Annotated in this window: 12 protein-coding genes; 10 read left to right on the forward strand and 2 right to left on the reverse strand. The window is 34.5% G+C overall.

Going from position 1 to position 20,726, the window contains the following annotated elements; all coding sequences use genetic code 11:
• Positions 1-791: 791 nt before the first annotated feature.
• The 5 genes from FLP_RS11080 to FLP_RS11100 all read left to right on the forward strand — a co-directional run bounded on the left by FLP_RS11080 (position 792) and on the right by FLP_RS11100 (position 14,915).
• Positions 792-9,035: an Ig-like domain-containing protein gene (locus FLP_RS11080; protein WP_065449578.1), complete on the forward strand. Its 8,244-nt coding sequence runs from the start codon at positions 792-794 to the stop codon at positions 9,033-9,035.
• A 45-nt stretch (positions 9,036-9,080) separates the two neighbouring features.
• Complete coding sequence (locus FLP_RS11085) at positions 9,081-10,013, forward strand: PorP/SprF family type IX secretion system membrane protein (RefSeq protein ID WP_065449579.1); 933 nt, start codon at positions 9,081-9,083, stop codon at positions 10,011-10,013.
• 12 nt (positions 10,014-10,025) lie between these two features.
• Entirely contained in the window at positions 10,026-11,963 is a 1,938-nt protein-coding gene (locus FLP_RS11090; RefSeq protein ID WP_065449580.1) for an OmpA family protein, read from the forward strand.
• Between the two features lie 248 nt (positions 11,964-12,211).
• Positions 12,212-14,233, forward strand: coding sequence for an NAD-dependent DNA ligase LigA (gene ligA, locus FLP_RS11095; protein ID WP_065449581.1), 2,022 nt, complete (start codon positions 12,212-12,214; stop codon positions 14,231-14,233).
• Positions 14,220-14,915, forward strand: coding sequence for a lysoplasmalogenase family protein (locus FLP_RS11100; protein WP_065449582.1), 696 nt, complete (start codon positions 14,220-14,222; stop codon positions 14,913-14,915). The genes ligA and FLP_RS11100 overlap by 14 nt, the downstream gene beginning before the upstream one ends.
• On the opposite strand, the gene FLP_RS11105 is transcribed toward FLP_RS11100, so the two are convergent.
• Positions 14,901-15,812 (reverse strand): bifunctional metallophosphatase/5'-nucleotidase, encoded by a 912-nt coding sequence (locus tag FLP_RS11105; protein ID WP_065449583.1) that lies wholly within the window; start codon positions 15,810-15,812, stop codon positions 14,901-14,903. The genes FLP_RS11100 and FLP_RS11105 overlap by 15 nt on opposite strands.
• Positions 15,813-15,971: 159 nt before the next feature.
• Positions 15,972-16,751: a 5'-nucleotidase C-terminal domain-containing protein gene (locus tag FLP_RS11110; RefSeq protein ID WP_065449584.1), complete on the reverse strand. Its 780-nt coding sequence runs from the start codon at positions 16,749-16,751 to the stop codon at positions 15,972-15,974.
• Between the two features lie 47 nt (positions 16,752-16,798).
• Between FLP_RS11110 and FLP_RS11115 the strand changes: the two genes are divergently transcribed.
• The 5 genes from FLP_RS11115 (at position 16,799) to coaBC (ending at position 20,694) form a co-directional block, all read left to right on the forward strand.
• On the forward strand, positions 16,799-17,311 hold the full coding sequence (locus FLP_RS11115; protein WP_065449585.1) for a DUF6913 domain-containing protein: 513 nt from the start codon (positions 16,799-16,801) through the stop codon (positions 17,309-17,311).
• A 16-nt stretch (positions 17,312-17,327) separates the two neighbouring features.
• Complete coding sequence (dapA, locus tag FLP_RS11120) at positions 17,328-18,209, forward strand: 4-hydroxy-tetrahydrodipicolinate synthase (RefSeq protein ID WP_065449586.1); 882 nt, start codon at positions 17,328-17,330, stop codon at positions 18,207-18,209.
• A gap of 136 nt (positions 18,210-18,345) precedes the next feature.
• Positions 18,346-19,140 (forward strand): outer membrane protein assembly factor BamD, encoded by a 795-nt coding sequence (locus tag FLP_RS11125; RefSeq protein WP_065449587.1) that lies wholly within the window; start codon positions 18,346-18,348, stop codon positions 19,138-19,140.
• Positions 19,141-19,149: 9 nt separating this feature from the next.
• Entirely contained in the window at positions 19,150-19,467 is a 318-nt protein-coding gene (locus FLP_RS11130) for a DNA-directed RNA polymerase subunit omega (protein WP_008463064.1), read from the forward strand.
• A gap of 12 nt (positions 19,468-19,479) precedes the next feature.
• The gene (coaBC, locus tag FLP_RS11135) at positions 19,480-20,694 is read left to right on the forward strand and encodes a bifunctional phosphopantothenoylcysteine decarboxylase/phosphopantothenate--cysteine ligase CoaBC (protein ID WP_065449588.1); all 1,215 of its coding nucleotides are present in this window, start codon (positions 19,480-19,482) and stop codon (positions 20,692-20,694) included.
• Positions 20,695-20,726: the final 32 nt, after the last annotated feature.

Genomic DNA, 20,726 nt, shown 5'->3' on the forward strand with positions numbered 1-20,726 from the left:
TTTTATTTTTTGAAATGCATAAAAAGTGAGATGATTTTTATTGTTATTTTAATTGAAAAGCATTCTTCCTTGAAACTTTAATTGAAACTGAATATTTAAATAATAACTTAATTAATTCGCTTATGGAATTGACATTTACTCTCTTTATCAGGTTTGCATTAATTATTCCTATTATTTTGACTTTGTTTTTTATCTGTATCAGAATTAATCGATTTTTCTTGAAATCCGATTTTTTAATAAGTGCAAACTTTTTTCAACAATTTTATAGTTATACACGTTTTTTATTTTCAAAGCCCAATCGGAGTCTTTGTTGGTGAAGACCTTTTTGTATTTAATATTTTTAAATCAGGAAGTGCTTCTTAATAAGCATAATGATTCAATTTTTAGAATTAATTCTAAAACAACAAAATTTACAGATTGCCTAATCAACTTTCTATAGATATTGAATCATACTATATATTAAGAATTCCCCCAGTTCTACTCAACTTAAATTTTCTTTTATGAAAATTAATCCTGCAACAAATCACTCCTTCTGGAAGATTGATTCAGATCAATATTTCCTAAATTTTTCCGGACATTTTTTATTCTACAGGAATAAAAACTGCTCTTTAGTATACTTCGGTATACGCAATACGACATGATTTTTTTATCGAAATGCAGTTTACATTCTTAGTATACTACGAATTTAAATTTCATTTTAACTAGTTGATTTTATTGTTTTTAAGAATTGCCTAAGCATACGTGCTTATCGCAACAGGTATTTTATTGTCCATTTTCTAATCTTCCAAATTATGAAAAAAAATTCTACTTTTTATGATCTCATCGTAAAGAAGAGATTGTTGGCCGTATGGCTTTTATTGTTTTTATTTCTTATAAGTAATAAAAACTTTGCCCAGACCTTTTGTAGACCAACCACACACAGTACTGATACTGGTGGAGTATGTTTAGGTACTACCGGAGTAAGTAATCCTACGCTAGCTTATGATTCTAGTTTAAATACTTATGCAACTATCACAAATTCTTTGGGCGTAGCTTGTTTTGCTGAGGAAACGGTAACCTTTAATCAAACTGCAAAAGCAGGAGATCAAATTGTATTATATTACGGTAATGGTAGTGCTCTAATAAGTGCAGGAGTATTAGCAAATTCAACTATTCAGCCTTTGTTATCGGGTGCCTCTGCAGGAAGTGCTGTTCCTTTGAGCGGATTAGTAAATCTTCAACTGTTAGATAATGGAGAGAATATTAATGTTGTAAAGTATACTTTAACATCAGATGCAAATCAGATAAAAATTCAAACAGGGGGACTTGTAAGTCTGCTAATTAATTTAAGAGTATATGATGTGCGTTTGCAATTTGCAAAACCTACTATTACTAATGGAGAAACACAATCCGTTTGTTTCGGACAATCAATAGCGCTTTCGGCTACTGCAGCTGCGGGTACTACAATATCCTGGTATGATTCGCCAACAGCGATTACACCGCTTTCTACAACTGGTAGTTATACAACGCCAGCTTTAACAGCTTCGACTACTTATTATGTAAGTACTTCAAGAATTGCTGGTTGCGAAAGTGATCAGCGATTACCTGTAACGATTAATGTTATTGAACCCATAGTACCTGTAGTTAGTACTACTGGTACGACTATTTGTTCAGCTGGAGCAACTCAGGCAACTACTTTATCAGTTGTAAATCCGGTTTTAGGAACAACTTATTCCTGGTATGATGCTCAAACAGGAGGTACACTTCTAACTACTGGAAGTACGTATACACCAACTGTGCCTACAGGTACTTCTACTTTTTATGTGGAGGCATCTATTGGTACATGTAAATCGACACGTACTCAGGTAAATGTCACTTCGACTCCCGTTCCTGGACCTGCGACGATATTAACACAAAGTGTCTCGATAATTTCTGGTCAGAATGCAACTTTAAGTGCTTCTACAGCTGAACCGGGTGTTAGTTTAGACTGGTATGATGCTGCTTCTGGAGGAACTAAATTATTAGCTAATTCTAATACTTTTACAACTCCTATTTTAACAGCAAGTAAAACCTATTATGTTGAATCTGTTAATCTTGCTGGAGGATGTGTGAGTGCAACGAGAGTTCCTGTTCCGGTAACGGTTATAGCTGCTGCGTTGGGTGGTTGCTTAGAAGCAAATAGTCAGCAGACCACTCAAAACGGACTTTGCTTACTTTGTTTTTCCACAACGCCAAACAATTCAGTTGATGGTAATACGACTACAGCTGCAAGGCTTACTCTTCCGGTTGGCTTATTAAACGGATGGATTCAGCAAACATTACAATTTAATAATCCTGGTTTAGCAGGAGATATTGTAGATGTTGAATTGGAGTTACCGGGGGGAATTGCTGACCTTTCATTGTTAGGAGCCGTTAGTCTGGCAACTTACAACGGTGCAACGTATAACAATGACAGAGTTTCAACTAATAATAATACTTTGGTTACTTTACAGCTGCTATCAGGAAACCGATTTAAAGCGAGCATCGTTGCCGGTGCAAATTTTGATCGTGTTGAGGTTAGGTTAGGTGGTTTGGTTTCAGCATTAACTAATTTAGATATTTATCAGGCATCTTACAGATATAAAGCACCAACATTTGCAGGTAACACTGCAATCTGCGGCGGACAAACTACAACTTTGACAGCAAATTTAGCTTTGGGCGAAACAATCAAATGGTACGATGCCTTAACAGGCGGAAACCTATTGAGCAGTGTTCCCTCTTATACAACTCCGGCTTTGACTGCTGATGCTACTTATTATGTAGAAGTTACTCGCGGTAATTGTGTAAACAGTGAAAGAAACCCTGTTACTGTTACAGTAAGTAATCCTGTTGCGCCATCAACAATTAGTGTTGTGCCTTTAAATTTATGTAGTGGAGAATCAACAACAATAACTATTCAATCACCTGTTGCGGGTACAACTTACAGATGGTATGATGCAGCTACTGCAGGAAATCTGGTATTTACAGGTACTTCTTACACCACACCAAATTTAACTGCTCCTACTACTTATCATGTTGAAGCTGTAATTGGAAGTTGTGTAAGCACACGTACACCTGTCAGTGTTAATGTAAATTCAAGACCTTCAGCACCTGTTCCGGTATCTTCGAGTGTTATTATTCAACCTGGTCAGACTGTAATGTTAGCCGTTACGGCTGAGGCGGGCATGAATTATAATTGGTATGACGCAGCTACTGGAGGAAATCTTTTACAAGCAAGTTCCAGTACTTATATACCCAATCCGGTTGTAACAACAAATAAAACATTTTATGTTGAGACTGTAGCCGGAGCATCAGATTGTAAAAGTAGTTCACGAACTGCAATTAATGTATTGGTTACTAATACAGTTAGTAGTTGTTTGAAACCAAGTGCACAAGCAATAACTGTTGACCCTGGGTTATTATGTGTTTTATGTAATGGTAATAACGGAGCTAACGCTGTTGATGCAGATCCAAATAATTTTTCTAGCTTAACTATCACTGCAGGAGTACTTAATTCCTATATTCAACAAGCGTTAGAGTTTACTACTCCGGGGCAGGCAGGCGACATTATTGATGTTGAATTAGAATTGCCTGGCGGTCTTGCTGATATTGCATTGCTAGGATCTGTAAGTATAGGAACTTCTTATCTAGGGACCGAAAATCCTGGAAGACTTGCAGTAAATAATAGTATATTGAATCTGCAAGTATTGTCAGGAAACAAATTTAAAGTTAGTTATCCGGCAACTGCAGCATTTGATAAAGTTGAGATTAGATTGGGAGCATTAGTTGGCTTATTAACTACTTTGAATGTTTATGGAGCTTCTTATAGATTTCCAAATGCTACAATATCAGGAGCAGCGGATCCAATTTGTGCAGGAGGAACTACCACATTGTCGGCATCTTCTACTTTAGGAACTGAACTATTTAAATGGTATGATGCTCCAACAGGTGGAACTGAAGTTAATGTTAGTTCACCTATTTCTTTTACAACTACTACAATTTATTATGTAGAAGCTACTCGTTCAGGATGTGTAAATAGCGTTCGTCAGCCTGTAACGATTACAGTATTGCCTATCCCAACTGCTGCGGATATTACAATTGCAAGTCCTTTGACTGCCTCTTGTAATGGAACTGTAGTATTGACTCCAACATCTGCTTTAGCAGGAGCAACATTTAAATATTATTTAGATCAAAATAAAACACAAGTTGTGGCGGGAACTATAGATCCTTCAACGGGAGCTTTAACCATTAACGGACTTACTGCCGCTAATTCGCCTTATACTTATTATGTATCTGTTCTTAACGGAGGAACTTGCGAGAATATAAACGGAACTTTAAAAGAAGTTGTCGTAAATTATCCTGCAGGTTCAGCTTTAACAGTTTCATCCCCATTTGCTGGTTGTGCTAAAGTAAATTTAAGAGATGCTATTACAAATTTTGATACATCAGGAAATACTACTTATACTTTTTTTGATGCTTCAAATAATCCAATTACAGATGTGGCGGCTGCAAATATTGTTGCTGATGGCACTTATTTTATTCAGGCTCAAACAGCTGGTGTTGATTGTCCATCTGTGAAATTACCGGTAGTGGTAACAATAAATCCGTTGCCAACACTAACAGGTGTAACAAGTTCAATAGCTGTTATAAAAGATTCTTCAGTTACATTAAATGCAACGTCAAACGGAACAATAACCTGGTATGATCCACAAGGAAATTTATTGTCTTCAAATATTGTTGGGCCACTAAATACTGTTGGTGTTTTTACTTATACAGTAGTTGCTACTAATGCAAATGGAACTTGTACTACCAGTCAGACAGTAACCATTAATGTTATTGATCCCGCTACTTGCGATACATTATTAGAAAGAGTTTATGCTAATACTGAATTATCAGGATCAATTATTACCGGAGCTGTAACAAGCGGACCTTTGGCGGTAGATACTGATCCTAGTACTTATTCAACAATAACTACAGGTTTAGGACTTTTAGGTATTGGTACAACATGGCAAAATCTACAATGGCCAACCACTATAGCTAAAGGAACTCCGGTAACAGTTAAACTCGGTTTACAAAATAGTTTACTTGCGGTAGGAGGAAGTATTTCGGTTATAGGAACAAAACGTGATGGATCTAACAATCCTGTTGATATTGGAACTTTACAATCTGTATCAGGATCATTATTGACTTTATTACCAGGTCAAAATTCATTCGAATATACATTTGTTCCTTCAAATACTGCTGGGGTTCAGGATTATGATGGTATCCGAGTTCAACTCGGATCTGTTTTAAGTGTAGCACAAAACATTAATGTTTATGATGCTTACTATAAAAAACAAGTAACACAAATTGCTTGTGGTCAAGGCGATATCGAAGATATTTTCTCTGGTGCAAAAGAGCAGGCAGGACTTGGCGTGTTAACAGCTACTGTAGGTGTTTCTAACCCTTGGAATGTCGCCGATGGAGATGTAGCAACATACGCTACAATGTTTAATGGAGTAGGAGTTCTTGCAGATGCTGAACTAACAACCACTTTTAGAACACCATCTATGGTGGGAGACAGTCTAAGAATTACAATTTCTAAACCTGGAACTCTTTTAAGTCTTGGCGTACTTTCAGGACTTAGTATTCAGCTTTATTCCGGAAATATTGCTGTTGGTCCACCAATACAAGGCAATGATGGAAATTTGCTGACCTTAAAATTACTTGCAGGAGATACTATGGCCATGACAATTGTTTCACCTCAAACACAGCCATATGATAAAGTTGTGATTACTTTAGGAGGAGTTGCAAATGTTTTAGATCAGCTTAGAGTGCATACTATTGATCGTGTAACCAATACTAAAGTCATTGGGAGCGATCCGGATAATAAAATCACAGTTTGTCCCGGAGCAGCAATTACGCTCGCAGTTACGCCAAAATCTTGTGCTGATTATGCATGGTACGATACCCCAATTGGAGGAACTCCTCTAACAAGTGGTCAAACCTACACACTTCCTGCTACTTTGGCAGCGGGTACTTATAAGTATTATGTTCAGCCAATTCGTTACGGTTGTGCTGCTTTAGAAAGAGGAGAAGTAACAGTTGTGGTTAGAGCAACTACTCCTGCTGCTGCGATAGCAAACGTAACAGTAAACGGAGGACCTGGTACTATAATTTGTTCTGAAACTGGTACAGTAACATTAGATGCTATTTTAAATGGCGCAACAACTCTTACTAATCAGATATATTATTGGTATAGTTTCAACGGCACAACAAGTCAGTTAATAGCTGGCGAAACTACTCCTAAATTGATGTTAAATGGATTAATTCCAGGAACTTATACTTATTACGTAGGAGTTAGTGCAGATGAATATTGTGAAACTGCAGCTGCCGATAGAAAACAGGTAACATTTACCATATTACCAAGTTCTCTTGAATCTGATATTGATGTAAATAACGCTTCTATTTGTCTTGGTACACCTGCAACGTTAACACCAACAACTGCATTAACAAGTCCGGTTTTCTTTTGGTATTTAGATGCTAATAAAACGCAACCTATCTTTGATAGTTCAGTAATCAATGGAGTAACTTATGCGGTTAATGCTGTAAATGGAACTTTAACCGCTACTGGTTTAACCGCTGCAATGAGTCCTGTTTCATATTATGTTGCCGTAACAAGTGATAATACTTGTCAGAATAAAAACGGAGAACTTAAAGTTGCAACTGTAATCGTTAATGATCCTCCAACTCCAACATCAACAAATAATCCTCAGAATTTCTGTTCAGCAGATCAGCCAACAGTAGCTAATCTTCAGGCAAATGAGGTGAATGTAGTTTGGTATCTTGCTTCGTCAGGCGGAACTTCATTAGATCCAACAACTGCATTAGTTAATGGAACAATTTACTACGGTGCTATAAAGGATTTACTAGGTTGTGAGAGCTCAGTTCGATCAGCAATAACAGTAAATGTTAACGATCCCGGAACACCAACAACGGCAGATGCCACACAAGATTTCTGTTTGGTTAATGCGCCAACAATTGCAAGTATTCAGTTAAATGAGACAAATATAGTTTGGTATGATGCTTTAAACGGAGGAAATTTAATTCCATCAACTACAGTATTAACAAGCAGAACATATTATGCAGCTATAAGAGACGCTTCAGGATGTGAGAGTGTACTAAGACTACCTGTAACGATTAATGTAACAGATCCTGTTACACCAACAACTACTCAGGCGAGTCAGACTTTCTGTTCAGGAAATAATCCAACTGTTGCGAGTATTCAGGTTAACGAAAGTAATATAGTTTGGTATCGTACAGAAAATGGAGGAACACCAATTGCGTCGACAGCAGCTTTAGTAAGCGGAGACTACTTTGCAGCATTAAAAGATGCAACGACCAATTGTGAAAGCAGTGTCAGACTAAAAGTAACTGTTACTGTTGGAAATTCAAATAATCCAACAACAAATAATACAGCGCAAAATTTCTGCTCAACCAGTAATCCAACATTTGCAAGTATTCAGGTCAATGAAAGCAATGTATCATGGTTTACTACTGATACCGGAGGAACAGCAATTCCTTTAGCTACAGCTTTAACTTCTGGTACTTATTATGGAGAGATTACAGAACCGGTAACAGGATGTAAAAGCGCAACTCGTTTAATGGTTAGTATTACCATTGTAAATCCAATGGCGACTCCAACAACGAATTCACTAACTCAAAACTTCTGTTCTGTAAATGCACCAAAAGTTGCTAATATTCAGGTAAATGAATCCAATGTAATTTGGTACAGTACACCGACAGGAGGAACAGCAATTCCATCAACAGCAGATTTAGCGAATGGTGTTTATTACGGTGTTGTTGCAAGTGGATCAGGTTGCGAAAATCCGGTACGATTAGCAATTACGGTAATTATAAATACACCACTTCTAGTGACTACGCCAAGAACAACTCAGACATTCTGTTTATCAGCAGTTCCATCAATAGAAGATATAGTTGTAAATGAAGCAAATGTAGTATGGTATACTTCTGCAAATGGAGGTACACCGCTAGCAGCAAATACACCGCTTACAGCGACAACATATTATGCTGCAGCACTTAGCAATACAACGAATGGTTGTGATGGAGTTTCCAGATTAGGAGTGGCAGTTTCTTTTGAAAATGATGCAATGGTTCCAATCACTACTACAGATGATACACCATGTGTTTTCCAGGGAATTACATATTCTATTGCTAACGGAAAATCAGATTATATCTGGACAATCGAAAACGGTACCATTACTTCTGGCGGAGGAAATGCTGACGGAACTGTAACCGTATCGTGGTCGGATATTGGACCTGGAAAAGTGAGTGTTGCTTACATTAATACATGTAATGAAAGAACCATCAAATCATTAAATGTAAACGTAGCTACTTGTTCTGATCTAACAATAACCAATACAGTTAATAACCCTGCACCTAATTTTGGAGAGCAGATTACCTTTACTGTAACGGTGAACAATGTTGGCGAAGGTAATTTTATAAATACGATAGTTAGCGAATTATTACCAAGCGGATTTGATTTAGTTAGCGCCAGTACAACTGCAGGAACATATGATTTAACTACACAGCTTTGGACAATTCCAGCTTTAAACGCAGGACAAAGCGTAGTACTTACAATTGTTGCAGAAGTATTGCCAAGCGGTAATTATACAAATGTTGCAACGGTCGAAATTTCGACTCCTTTAGATGTTGATGCATCAAACAATTCAGCTTCAGTTACTGTTGTACCGGTTTGTTTGACAGTGTACAATGAATTTACTCCAAACAATGACGGAGCGAATGATCTTTTCAGAATTGATTGTATCGAATCCTATCCAAACAACGAGTTGAAAGTGTATAACAGATACGGTTCATTAGTATATAGTAAACAACATTATGAAAATGATTGGGACGGAACGGCCAATGTATCCGGAGTTATTAATAGAGGAGATATGCTGCCAACAGGTACTTATTTTTATGTGATAACCATTGGAGATGGAACGGTTAAAAAAGGCTGGTTATCTATAATGAGATAATCACTGTATTAATCATCTAATTAATTAAACTTAATAAGTATCGTTATGAAACTATATATAAAATCATTAGAAACGTATTTCATCTTAATATGTTCTTTTATTACATTTTGTGCCAGTGCGCAACAGGATCCGGAGTACACACAATATATGTACAATACAATGTCGGTAAATCCAGCTTATGCTGGGTCTACCGGTACATTAGAAGCAACACTTTTACACCGTTCTCAATGGGTTGGAATTGATGGAGCTCCAGAAACACAGTCGTTTTCTATTCACTCACCGCTTCGAAACGAGATGATTGGTTTAGGGTTAAGCGTCGTTAATGACAAAATTGGTCCTTCAAACGAATTGTATGTTGATGGTAACTTCTCTTATTCAATTCCTTTAGGATATGAAAAAAGGTTAGCATTTGGTCTTAAAGCCGGTATGCGAATGCTGAATATAGACTGGTCTAAGGGTAGATATTATAATAATAATGATGTTTTGCTAAATCAAAACATAGATAATCAAATGAAATTAGCTGTAGGAGCAGGGATTTACTATTATACTGATAAATGGTATTTAGGTTTCTCAATTCCAAGTTTTATAGAAAATAGTTATTACGACGATGTTCAGGAATCTATAGATTACGATCGTTTGCATTATTATTTAATGGGAGGTTATGTTTTTGATTTGAATCCGAATTTAAAGTTTAAGCCGGCATTTTTGGTAAAAGCAGTAAATGGAGCACCGCTTACAGCTGATATATCGGCGAATTTCATGATTGCAGAGAAATTTGTAATTGGCGGATCGTATCGAACAGATGATTCTGTGAGTATATTGGCGGGTTTTCAAATATCCAGAAGTTTCTATATTGGGTATGCTTTTGATTACACAGTTAGTGAATTGAACAAATACAACGATGGTTCTCACGAAATCATTCTGCGTTATCAATTTACTAAAAACCAAAGTAAAATTAAATCTCCTCGATTCTTCTAAATCTAAAACCCTATGAAAAAACTATATATCCTTAGTTTAGTCTTGAGCATTACTTTCAGTTTTGCTCAAAAGACTAATTTAAAAAAGGCCGATGCATTGTTTAAAAACTATTCTTATGTAGACGCTTCTAAAGCTTACGAAGAATGTCTGCAAAATATCGAAAATCCGTCGGCTCAAACGTTAAAAAATGCTGCAGATTCGTATTACTTTATTTCAGATGCCAGAAATGCTTTAAAATGGTATAAAAGATTGTATGAAGTACAAGGCAATAATTTAACAGATATCTATTACCTGCGTTATATCCAGTCAATGAAAGCGGTGATGGATTATGATGATGCAGATAAAATCACGAAAGAATATCTAAACAAAAAAGGAGATCAGAAAGAAATCAACAGATACGTGGCTCAAAAAAAGCAGTTGGATAGTCTGGCGAAAGCGAAGTCTCTTTATTCCATTAAAAATTTAGATATCAATACCAGTAAATCAGATTTTGGAGCTACTTTCTATCAGGATCGAATCGTATTTACATCGGCTAGAGATACAACAAGGTTTGCAGATAAATTGTATAATTGGAACAATCAGCCTTTTCTAAATTTGTATGTAGCTGAGAGAAATCCAGCCGACGGAAGTTTGTTTAATGATGCATTGTTTATACCCAATATAATGACAAAATATCATGAAGCAACAGCAAGTTTTGATGCCAGCGGAAAAACAATTTATTACTCCTCGAATATTGTCAAGAAAAACAAATTAGTTACTGATGGAAATAGTGTTAATAATTTTCAAATCCTTAAAGGTTCAATAGTAGATGGAAAAGTAGAAAATCCACAAAAAGTTTTCTTTGACAATAATGACTATTCTGTTGGGCATCCTAGTTTAAGCGATGACGGACAATGGCTTTTCTTTGCATCAGATATGCCCGGAGGTTATGGCGAAACCGATTTGTATGTGGTGAAAATTGCAGATGACGGAACGATGAGTTCACCTCAAAATCTCGGTCCTAAAATCAATACTATCGGTAATGATCTTTTTCCGTTTTTCCGCAACGGAATACTTTATTTTTCTTCAGACGGACATTATGGTTTGGGAGATCTGGATGTATATCAAAGTACTTTCTTATCAGATGGAAGTTTTTCTACACCAAAAAATTTAGGAGCTCCTATAAACAGTAACAAAGACGATTTTACTTTTGTTATTGATAAAACGGGTACTTATGGTTATATCTCTTCTAACAGAGCAGGCGGTAAAGGCGATGATGATATTTATTCTTTCATAAAAGGAGAACCAGTTTGCAACCAGAATATTTCAGGTAAAGCAATCGATCACAAATCAAAATCACCAATAACAGACGTGACCATTGTGGCGTATAATTCATACAATGAGATTCTGGCAGAAACAAAAACAAATTACGAAGGTAAATATGCTGTTACAGTGCCTTGTAATAAAACAGTTCGACTAGTGGCTTCAAAAACAAATTATAGTAACGATGAAAAAACGGTAGAAACTACAAAGGAAAATGAAGCAGAAATTACCGATGTTAATTTCGAACTAAGTAATTACGATGATCTTGTAGTGAAAAAGAAAGGGGTAGAAAAAGTAGATGTTAACCCCATTTATTTTGATTACAATAAATTCGATATAACCCCTAAGGCAGTTGATGAATTGGCCAAAGTAGTTTATATTATGCGAAAGTTTCCTAATATCCGTATCAAAATCGAGTCTCATACAGATTCCCGAGGAAAAGATGCTTATAACCTGAAACTTTCAGACAACAGAGCAAAATCGACACGTGATTATATTGTAGCACAGGGTATTGACGCTTCGAGAATAGAAAGCGCAATTGGTTATGGCGAAAGCCGATTAATTAATAAGTGTAAAAATGGAGTAAAATGTACTGAAGAAGAACATTTATTAAACAGAAGATCAGACTTTATCATTATTCAAAAATAGTTTTATGGTTTTGTTCTTGTAATTTGGGGATTATTAGAATAAAAACATAGAGCGAAGAAACCATTTGGAAGTTGGTTTTGTTTAATTCTTTTTAAGAATAATGGGCAAGAAGAAAATCAAGTTGCATCGTTTTGCAACTTGATTTTTGATTTTATAAAAGTTTCATTTTTTGCTGTTTTTCAACAAAAATAATCCTAATTTTGATGTTCAGTTATTCTAAATCACAACCTCCAGTATTTTAATATTATATGAATATTCAAGACACCATTCAGACTTTAAGAGACGAACTTAATCAGCACAATTACAATTATTACGTGTTAGATAATGCCACAATTTCTGATTACGATTTTGATATAAAACTAAAAGAGCTTCAGGATTTAGAAAACAAACACCCGGAATTTTTTGACGAAAATTCTCCAACGCAAAAAGTGGGTAGTTCTGTTATTAATAAATTTCAAACTTTTCCACATGAAAATAGAATGTATTCTTTGGAAAATTCATATTCAAAAGAAGATTTATTTGAATGGGAAAAGAGAAATAAGAAATTTTTAGGTATTGATTCGGAGTTATCATATGTATGTGAATTAAAATATGATGGAGCTTCAATAAGTATAACTTACATTGATGGAAAACTCCATAGAGCATTAACTCGTGGAGATGGATTTCAGGGAGATGATGTTACTAATAACATTCGGACTATAACAACGGTTCCTAAAAAACTAAAAGGGAATGATTATCCTAATAAATTTGAGATTAGAGGTGAAATTATTTTACCTTTTGCCGGTTTCGAAAAAATGAATAAAGATTTAATTGAAATTGGAGAGACACCTTATTCAAATCCAAGAAACACAGCTTCTGGAAGTTTAAAACTGAAAGATAGTGCTGAGGTAGCTAAGCGACCTTTAGAATGTTTATTATATTTTTTAACAGGAGCTACAAGTGAAAATATGTGTTGGAATACACAGGAACAAGCTTTAGAATGTGCAGATAGATGGGGGTTTAAAGTTCCTAAAGAATTTGAATTTGCATCAAACATGGAAGGCGTTCTTAAATTTATTGAAAAATGGGATGAAGCAAGATATAATTTGCCTTATGAGACAGACGGTGTTGTAATTAAAGTTAATGATTGTTATTATCAAAATGAATTAGGATATACTGCAAAATCACCTCGTTGGGCAATAGCTTACAAGTTCAAATCAGAACAGGTTTCAACCCAATTAAATTCTATTACCTATCAGGTTGGTCGTACAGGAGCAATAACTCCTGTTGCAAATTTAACACCTGTACAATTAGCCGGAACAATTGTAAAGCGAGCTTCTTTGCATAATGCAGACCAAATAGAAAAATTAGATATCAGAATAAATGACACTGTTTTTGTTGAAAAAGGAGGTGAAATAATTCCAAAAATTATCGCTGTCGATTTATCAAAACGTCCGGAAAATTCTGAACCAACAAAATATATTACACATTGTCCAATCTGTGAAACTGAATTACAAAGAAACGCGGGAGAAGCCAACCATTACTGTCCTAATTTTTATGGATGTCCTCCTCAGATTATAGGCAGAATCCAACATTATATTTCAAGAAAAGCAATGGATATTGAAGGTCTTGGGGGCGAAACAGTAGCTTTGTTATTTAAGAATGGTTTAGTTCATAATTATGCCGATTTATACGAATTAAAAGTCGAGGATATTTTGCACTTAGAAAGAATGGCAAAAAAATCTGCTGAGAATCTCGTAAACGGCGTAGAAAAATCTAAAGAAATTCCATTCGAAAGCGTATTGTTCGCACTCGGAATTCGTTTTGTGGGAGAAACCGTGGCTAAAAAATTAGCCAAGCATTATAAAAATATCGATGCACTGAGCAAGGCCTCTTTAATGGATTTGATTTTGGTAGATGAAATTGGAGAAAGAATTGCCAGAAGTGTAATTGAGTTCTTTGAAAACGAAGAGAATCAAAAAATTATTGAACGTTTAAAAAATTATGGCGTTCAATTTGAAATTGTTGAAAAAATCAACCCAAATGCTACCGTTAAATTCGTTGGAAAAACATTCGTTGTTTCGGGTGTTTTTACTCAATTTTCAAGAGATGAGTTAAAAAATGTCATTGAAGATAATGGAGGCAAAGTGGGAAGTTCAATTTCTGCCAAAACAGATTTTGTCGTAGCCGGAGATAACATGGGGCCTGCAAAATTAGAAAAGGCTAATAAATTAAATATCCCTATCTTGTCTGAGGAAGATTTTATAAACAAATTAAATGAAAGCGAATAAGCCGTCTTTGATTTTATTCTTTTTAGCATTACTGTGTACAATTATATTCGATTGTACACAACAAAATAATTTTGCAATCTATGCGAAAGCCGTTGTTCTCCCGGCAATATTTATTTATTTTTTAATAAGCAGCGAGTTTAAAATAAGTAAAAGCGAAAGTTTAATTTTTTTGTTTTGCTTTGTAGGTCAGGTTTTTGATTTAATGGCTGTTGAGGTTTCTGAAATTGGCGGAGTACTATGTTTTTTAGTAGTTTATCTTTTAATAGTAACACTTTTTATAAGAAAACATGAAAAAATAAAATTGACAAAAAAAGATATCTTGCCCGTATCTATTGTGATTGTTTTTATTGTTTATCTACTCGTTTCTGTTTTGAGTTTACAGTTCGACAATGTAAAGGAGTTCAATATTGTTTATGCTTTTTACGGAATTGTGCTAAGCGTTTTAAGTTATTTTTCATTTGTAAGCTATATAACAAAAGGAACACAGATAACATTAATAATGTCCCTAATGGCAATTAGTTATATCTTTTCAGATATATTCTACATTTTCAACAGATACTTTTCATACTCAGTTGTTTTAGTTTTAATCCGCGACGTTACTCAAATTTTGGCTTATTTCTTTATGGTAGAGTATTTCATTGAAAAAGCCAAAATTCATAAAAACATATTATACAATAATTGATCTTCCCTGGTTAGTGTGTGCTTTATCTTTATCGAAATAAAAATCGATTCTGCCTAAATTTATTCCGTAACATCCCACCTGATTTACCAAAACATCCTGACCTGCTTTATTTTTTACGATCGTAGGTTTATCTAAAAAGGTATGCGTATGACCACCAATAATTAAATCGATATCCTGAGTTTGCGCCGCAAATTTTAAATCAGAAATTTTAGATTCGTCGTCTTTGTATTTATAACCCAAATGCGAAAGGCAAATCACCAAATCACATTTTTCTTCTTTCTTTAGCAATTGCGTCATATCCTGAGCAATTTCGACAGGATTATTGTAAATAGTTTCCTTGTACATTTGTTTGTCTACCAAACCTGCAAGTTCAATTCCTACACCAAAAACACCAACCTTAATGCCGTTTTTGTAAAAAATCTTATACGGTTTTACAAGTCCGTTCATGACTGTGTTTTTAAAGTCATAATTAGAATTAATAAATTCAAAAGTAGCATGCGGCATTTGAGCATATAAACCATCGAGTCCGTTATCAAAATCATGATTTCCAATAGTCGATGCATCATATTTCATCATACTCATCAATTTGAATTCGAGTTCCCCGCCATAATAATTAAAGTACGGAGTTCCCTGAAAAATATCGCCTGCATCAAGCAAAAGAACATTTGGATTTTCCTGACGAATAGTTTCTATAAGAGCTGCTCTTCGCGATACACCACCTTTGTTTGGGTTACGAGGATCATCAGCCGGAAACGGATCGATGTGGCTGTGAACATCATTAGTATGTAGAATCGTTAAGTGCTTGATATCGTTAGTTTCAAAACTGCTTAATGACAAACCTAAACTTAATAAGGCAGTACTTGCAGCTGTTTTTTCGATAAATTCTCTTCTTTTCATTTTATATATTTTTGCGGAAACGATGTTTTATTTTGTTAATTTTTTTTGCGACAGATTAAAAGATTGACATAGATTTTTAATCCTTTAATCTGTGACTAAAACTTTTTTACGCGCATAGAAATGATTTGCTTTTTAATTCTAAATATGCGCTTGATCTTTTTATTCTTCAGTAATTCGAATGTCTTTTGCTACCGGAATTGTATCAACTTCTTTAAAATAATCAATCAATACATTTCGAAGTTTATAATTCAGGTCAAATTTTTCAACGCCTTTGGCGAAAAAACTCATGCTGTCTCCGCCGTTTGCTAAATAATCATTTGTAGCCACATAATAAACTTTGTTAACGTCAAGAGGTTTTCCCTGAATTAAAATATTTTTGGCTGTATTATCTTTTGCAATTGTAAATGTCATTCCGGATAAAGGCTGAGGTTTTTTCTCCTTAATAATATAAGCAGCAATTGCAAGAATTTGATCTCCCTTCAAAGCTATCACAACCAGATTATTTTCAAAAGGCATAATTTCAAAAGCAGTTCTTGACGTTACATTTCCTTTTGGTAAAATAGCGCGAATTCCACCATGATTTAAAAGACATAAGTCAATACTTTTTTTCTCACGTGCTTTAAAAACAAGATTTCCTCTTTCTACACAAACATCAGCCAATAAACAGCCAATACTGGTTTGCCATTTCCCCGTACTTTTATCCAAAGTTTCCGGGCAGTAAGCTAAAACGCTGTCTAAATCTTTATTGATATGATCGCGATAAGGTTTGATAAAGTTTTCAATTGCTGGAGTTTCAGCGTTTTTTTCAGTGATCGGAAGTTGTTTTCCTTCTATCTTCGTCAGATTGTAATTTCTCTGACTGCAAGAAGTTATAAAAAAAAGTGTTAAGAATATAACAAAAAGTTTTAAAAATCCGTTATACTTTTTTAGTTTTACCATCTTAAATGCGACTTAAATAATTAATTTTGTAATCTGGCAAAAGTACTATGTTTTTAAATTATATAAAGGAATTTTTTGTAAAAAAAACATTAAATAAAAACTTGAATAATTTCAAAAATGAAGTCTTTACCAGTAATGTACAAACAATTGGTTTACTGATTGATGAAAGTAATTTTCGTCATTCAAAAGAATTGGTAAATGAGCTTGTTCTGCAGGGCATCGCACTTCAGAATATAAAAGTTGTAGCGTATAGGAGTAAATTTAAAGAGAAAGAAACGTATTTGATCCCTACATTTGGTGCAAAACATATCAATTGGAAGGGGGAAATTACCGAAGTTTTTTTGAATGAATTTATCGCGGCAGAATTTGATCTTTTGATTAGTTATTATGATATCGAAACTGCAATTTTGATGATGATAACCAACCAGTCGAAAGCCAGGTTTAAAGTGGGATTTGCATCTGTAGATAAAAGATTAAATCGATGGATGATTGATACCGCTGTACAAAATTATAAACTTTTCGTTTTCGAATTGTTTAAGTATTTAAAGAGTATAAAATAAAATTATAAATTAGAATATGCAATCATTAATAGGAACTGGTGTTGCGCTTGTAACTCCATTTAAAAAAGACTTTTCAGTTGATATCGAAGCTTTACAGCGTATCGTTAATTTTTCGATAGACGGAGGGGTTGAATATCTTGTGGTTATGGGTACAACGGCAGAAAATGCTACCTTAACACAAGCCGAAAAGGAATTAGTTATAAAAACAGTAATCGATACTAACAAAGGAAGATTGCCTTTGGTACTTGGTGTTGGTGGAAATAATACAATGCAGATTGTTGAGGAATTAAAAACTGGAGATTTTTCAGCTTTTGAAGCCATTCTTTCTGTTTCTCCTTATTATAATAAGCCAACACAGGAAGGAATTTATCAGCATTTTAAAGCCATTGCAGAAGCTTCTCCAATTCCGGTAATTTTATATAATGTTCCGGGAAGAACTTCAAGCAATATGTTGCCGTCTACTGTAATTCGTTTAGCCAATGATTTTGATAATGTTGTCGCTATAAAAGAAGCAGCAGGTGATGTTGTTCAGGCAATGCAATTGATAAAAAATGCACCAAAAGATTTTCTTGTAATTTCAGGAGATGATATGATTGCTTTGCCAATTGTTTTAGCCGGTGGAGCAGGTGTAATTTCGGTTATTGCGCAAGGTTTTCCAAAAGAATTTTCAGAAATGATTCGTTTAGGACTAAATAAAAAGGTAACGGAAGCGTTTAAAACCCAATACATTTTGTCAGACTGTATTGATATGATTTTCGAACAGGGAAATCCTGCAGGAATCAAACAAGTCTTTCAAGCCCTTGGTATTGCTGAGAACACAGTGCGTTTGCCATTGGTAAGTGTTGATGAATCGTTAGCAAACCGATTGAATGAATTTGTAAAAAACAGCATAAAATAAGAGTGAGATTGCCGGTATTTTAATATACCAAAAAATATTTTGTAGTAGCTAAATTAATAACTAAATTTGCCACCGGAACTTCGGTGTGATTTTGCTTTGGCATAATTGTCTAAGAAATCATAATAAAAGTAAGAAAATGAAAAAAATAGTATCTCTATTAATTGTTGTTGTCCTTTTTTGTTCTTGTAGTGAATATCAAAAAGCATTAAAAAATGAGGATGTTGCAGCTAAATTTGAAGTGGCAACGAAGATGTACGAAGCAGGAAAATATTCAAAAGCTATTCGTCTTTTTGAACAATTAGCGCCTTCTTACAGAGGAAAACCTCAGGCAGAGAAACTTTTTTATATGTTTTCGCAATCTTATTATAAGTCAAAACAGTACTATTTGGCAGGATATCAGTTCGAAAGCTTTGTTTCAGGCTATCCAAGAAGCGAAAAAGTACAGGAAGCAGCTTTTTTAGGTGCTTACAGTTATTCAAAATTGGCTCCTGTTTATAGTTTAGATCAAACAGATACTCAAAAAGCATTAGAAAAATTTCAAACTTTTATTGATAATTACCCAAATTCAGAATACATCGCGCAGGCAAATGAAGCTGTAAAAGTCTTGAATGGAAAATTAGAGAAAAAAGCATATGAAAATGCAAAAGGATACAATACAATTTCAGATTATAAAGCAGCTTTAGTGGCTTTTGATAATTTTATAGCTGATTATCCCGGGACACCTTTTAAAGAAGATGCCCTTTTTTACAAATACGATTCGGCATACAAATTAGCAATAAACAGTATTCCTGCAAAAATGGAAGAACGTTTAAATGTGGCAAAAGTAGCTTACAATAACTTAATTAAGTTTAATAGTGCTACAAAATATAAAGTGCAGGCAGAGGAAATGAATGCCAGAGTTGAAACAGATTTACAAAAATTTACTAAATAAAATAAAGTCATGGATTTAAAAAAGACGAATGCTCCTGTAAATACAATAACTTACAATAAAACAGTTATTGAAGAGCCAACAGGAAATGTGTATGAAGCAATTACCATTATGGCTAAAAGAGCAAATCAAATTAATTCTGAAATTAAAAAAGAATTAACTGAGAAGTTAGAAGAGTTTGCTACTTATAATGACAGTCTTGAAGAAGTTTTTGAAAATAAAGAACAAATTGAAGTTTCTAAATTTTACGAAAAATTACCAAAACCACACGCTTTAGCAGTTCAGGAATGGTTAGACGGTAAAACTTACCACAGAAGTTCAAACAAATAATATTATAGTATAATGTCAGTTTTAAACGGGAAAAAAATTTTACTGGGTGTTTCTGGTGGAATTGCAGCCTATAAAACAGCCTCATTAGTACGACTTTTCATAAAAGCAGGTGCACATGTCCAAGTGATAATGACACCTGCTTCTAAGGATTTTGTAACTCCACTTACGTTATCTACGTTATCAAAAAATCCTGTACATTCTAATTTCTTTAGCCAGGATGATGAAGATGCTGTCTGGACAAATCATGTTGAATTAGGTCTTTGGGCTGATTTAATGATAGTAGCTCCTGCCACCGCGAATACTTTATCTAAAATGGCTACAGGAAATTGCGATAACCTTTTAATTGCCTGCTATTTATCAGCTAAATGTCCTGTTTATTATGCTCCGGCAATGGATTTGGATATGTATAAACATCCTTCAACTTTATCTAGTTTTGCTGCTCTAAAACAGTTTGGTAATGTAATGATTCCGGCTGAAAGCGGAGAATTGGCAAGCGGTTTGTCCGGTGAAGGCAGAATGGCTGAACCTGAGAATATTGTAGCTTTTCTTGAAGCTGATTTAGAAAGCAAGTTACCTCTAAAAGGGAAAAAAATATTAATTACTGCCGGACCAACATACGAAGCAATAGATCCTGTACGTTTTATTGGAAATCATTCTTCCGGAAAAATGGGTTTTGATATTGCTCATCAAGCAGCTAGTCTTGGAGCGCAGGTCATTCTGGTTTCAGGGCCAACACATTATAAAGCTAAAAACAGTTTAGTTAAAGTTGTAGATGTAATTTCGGCTCAGGATATGTATGATGCGTGTCATTTGTATTTTAATGATGTAGATGTTGCTATTGCGGCAGCAGCTGTTGCAGATTACAGACCTAAAGTTGTAGCTTTACAAAAGATAAAAAAAGCATCAAGTGATTTTTCGATCGAACTCGAAAAAACAAAAGATATTTTAGCATCACTGGGAGCAATAAAAAAGGATCAGTTTTTAATAGGGTTTGCTTTAGAGACAGAAAATGAAATTGAAAATGCTAAGTTGAAAATTCAGAAAAAAAACTTAGATTTGATTGTTTTAAATTCCTTACAAGATGAAGGAGCAGGTTTTAAAAAAGAAACCAATAAAGTAACTTTTATTGATCATAATTTTAAAGTCGAACCAATGGAATTAAAATCAAAAGAATCTGTTGCTGTTGATATTTTAAATAAAGTGATTTTGCATTTTTCAAAGCCATAATGATTTATAATTGCAGCTGGAACCAAATATTA

The organism is Flavobacterium piscis, from assembly GCF_001686925.1.
GTDB classification, from domain to species: Bacteria; Bacteroidota; Bacteroidia; order Flavobacteriales; family Flavobacteriaceae; genus Flavobacterium; species Flavobacterium piscis.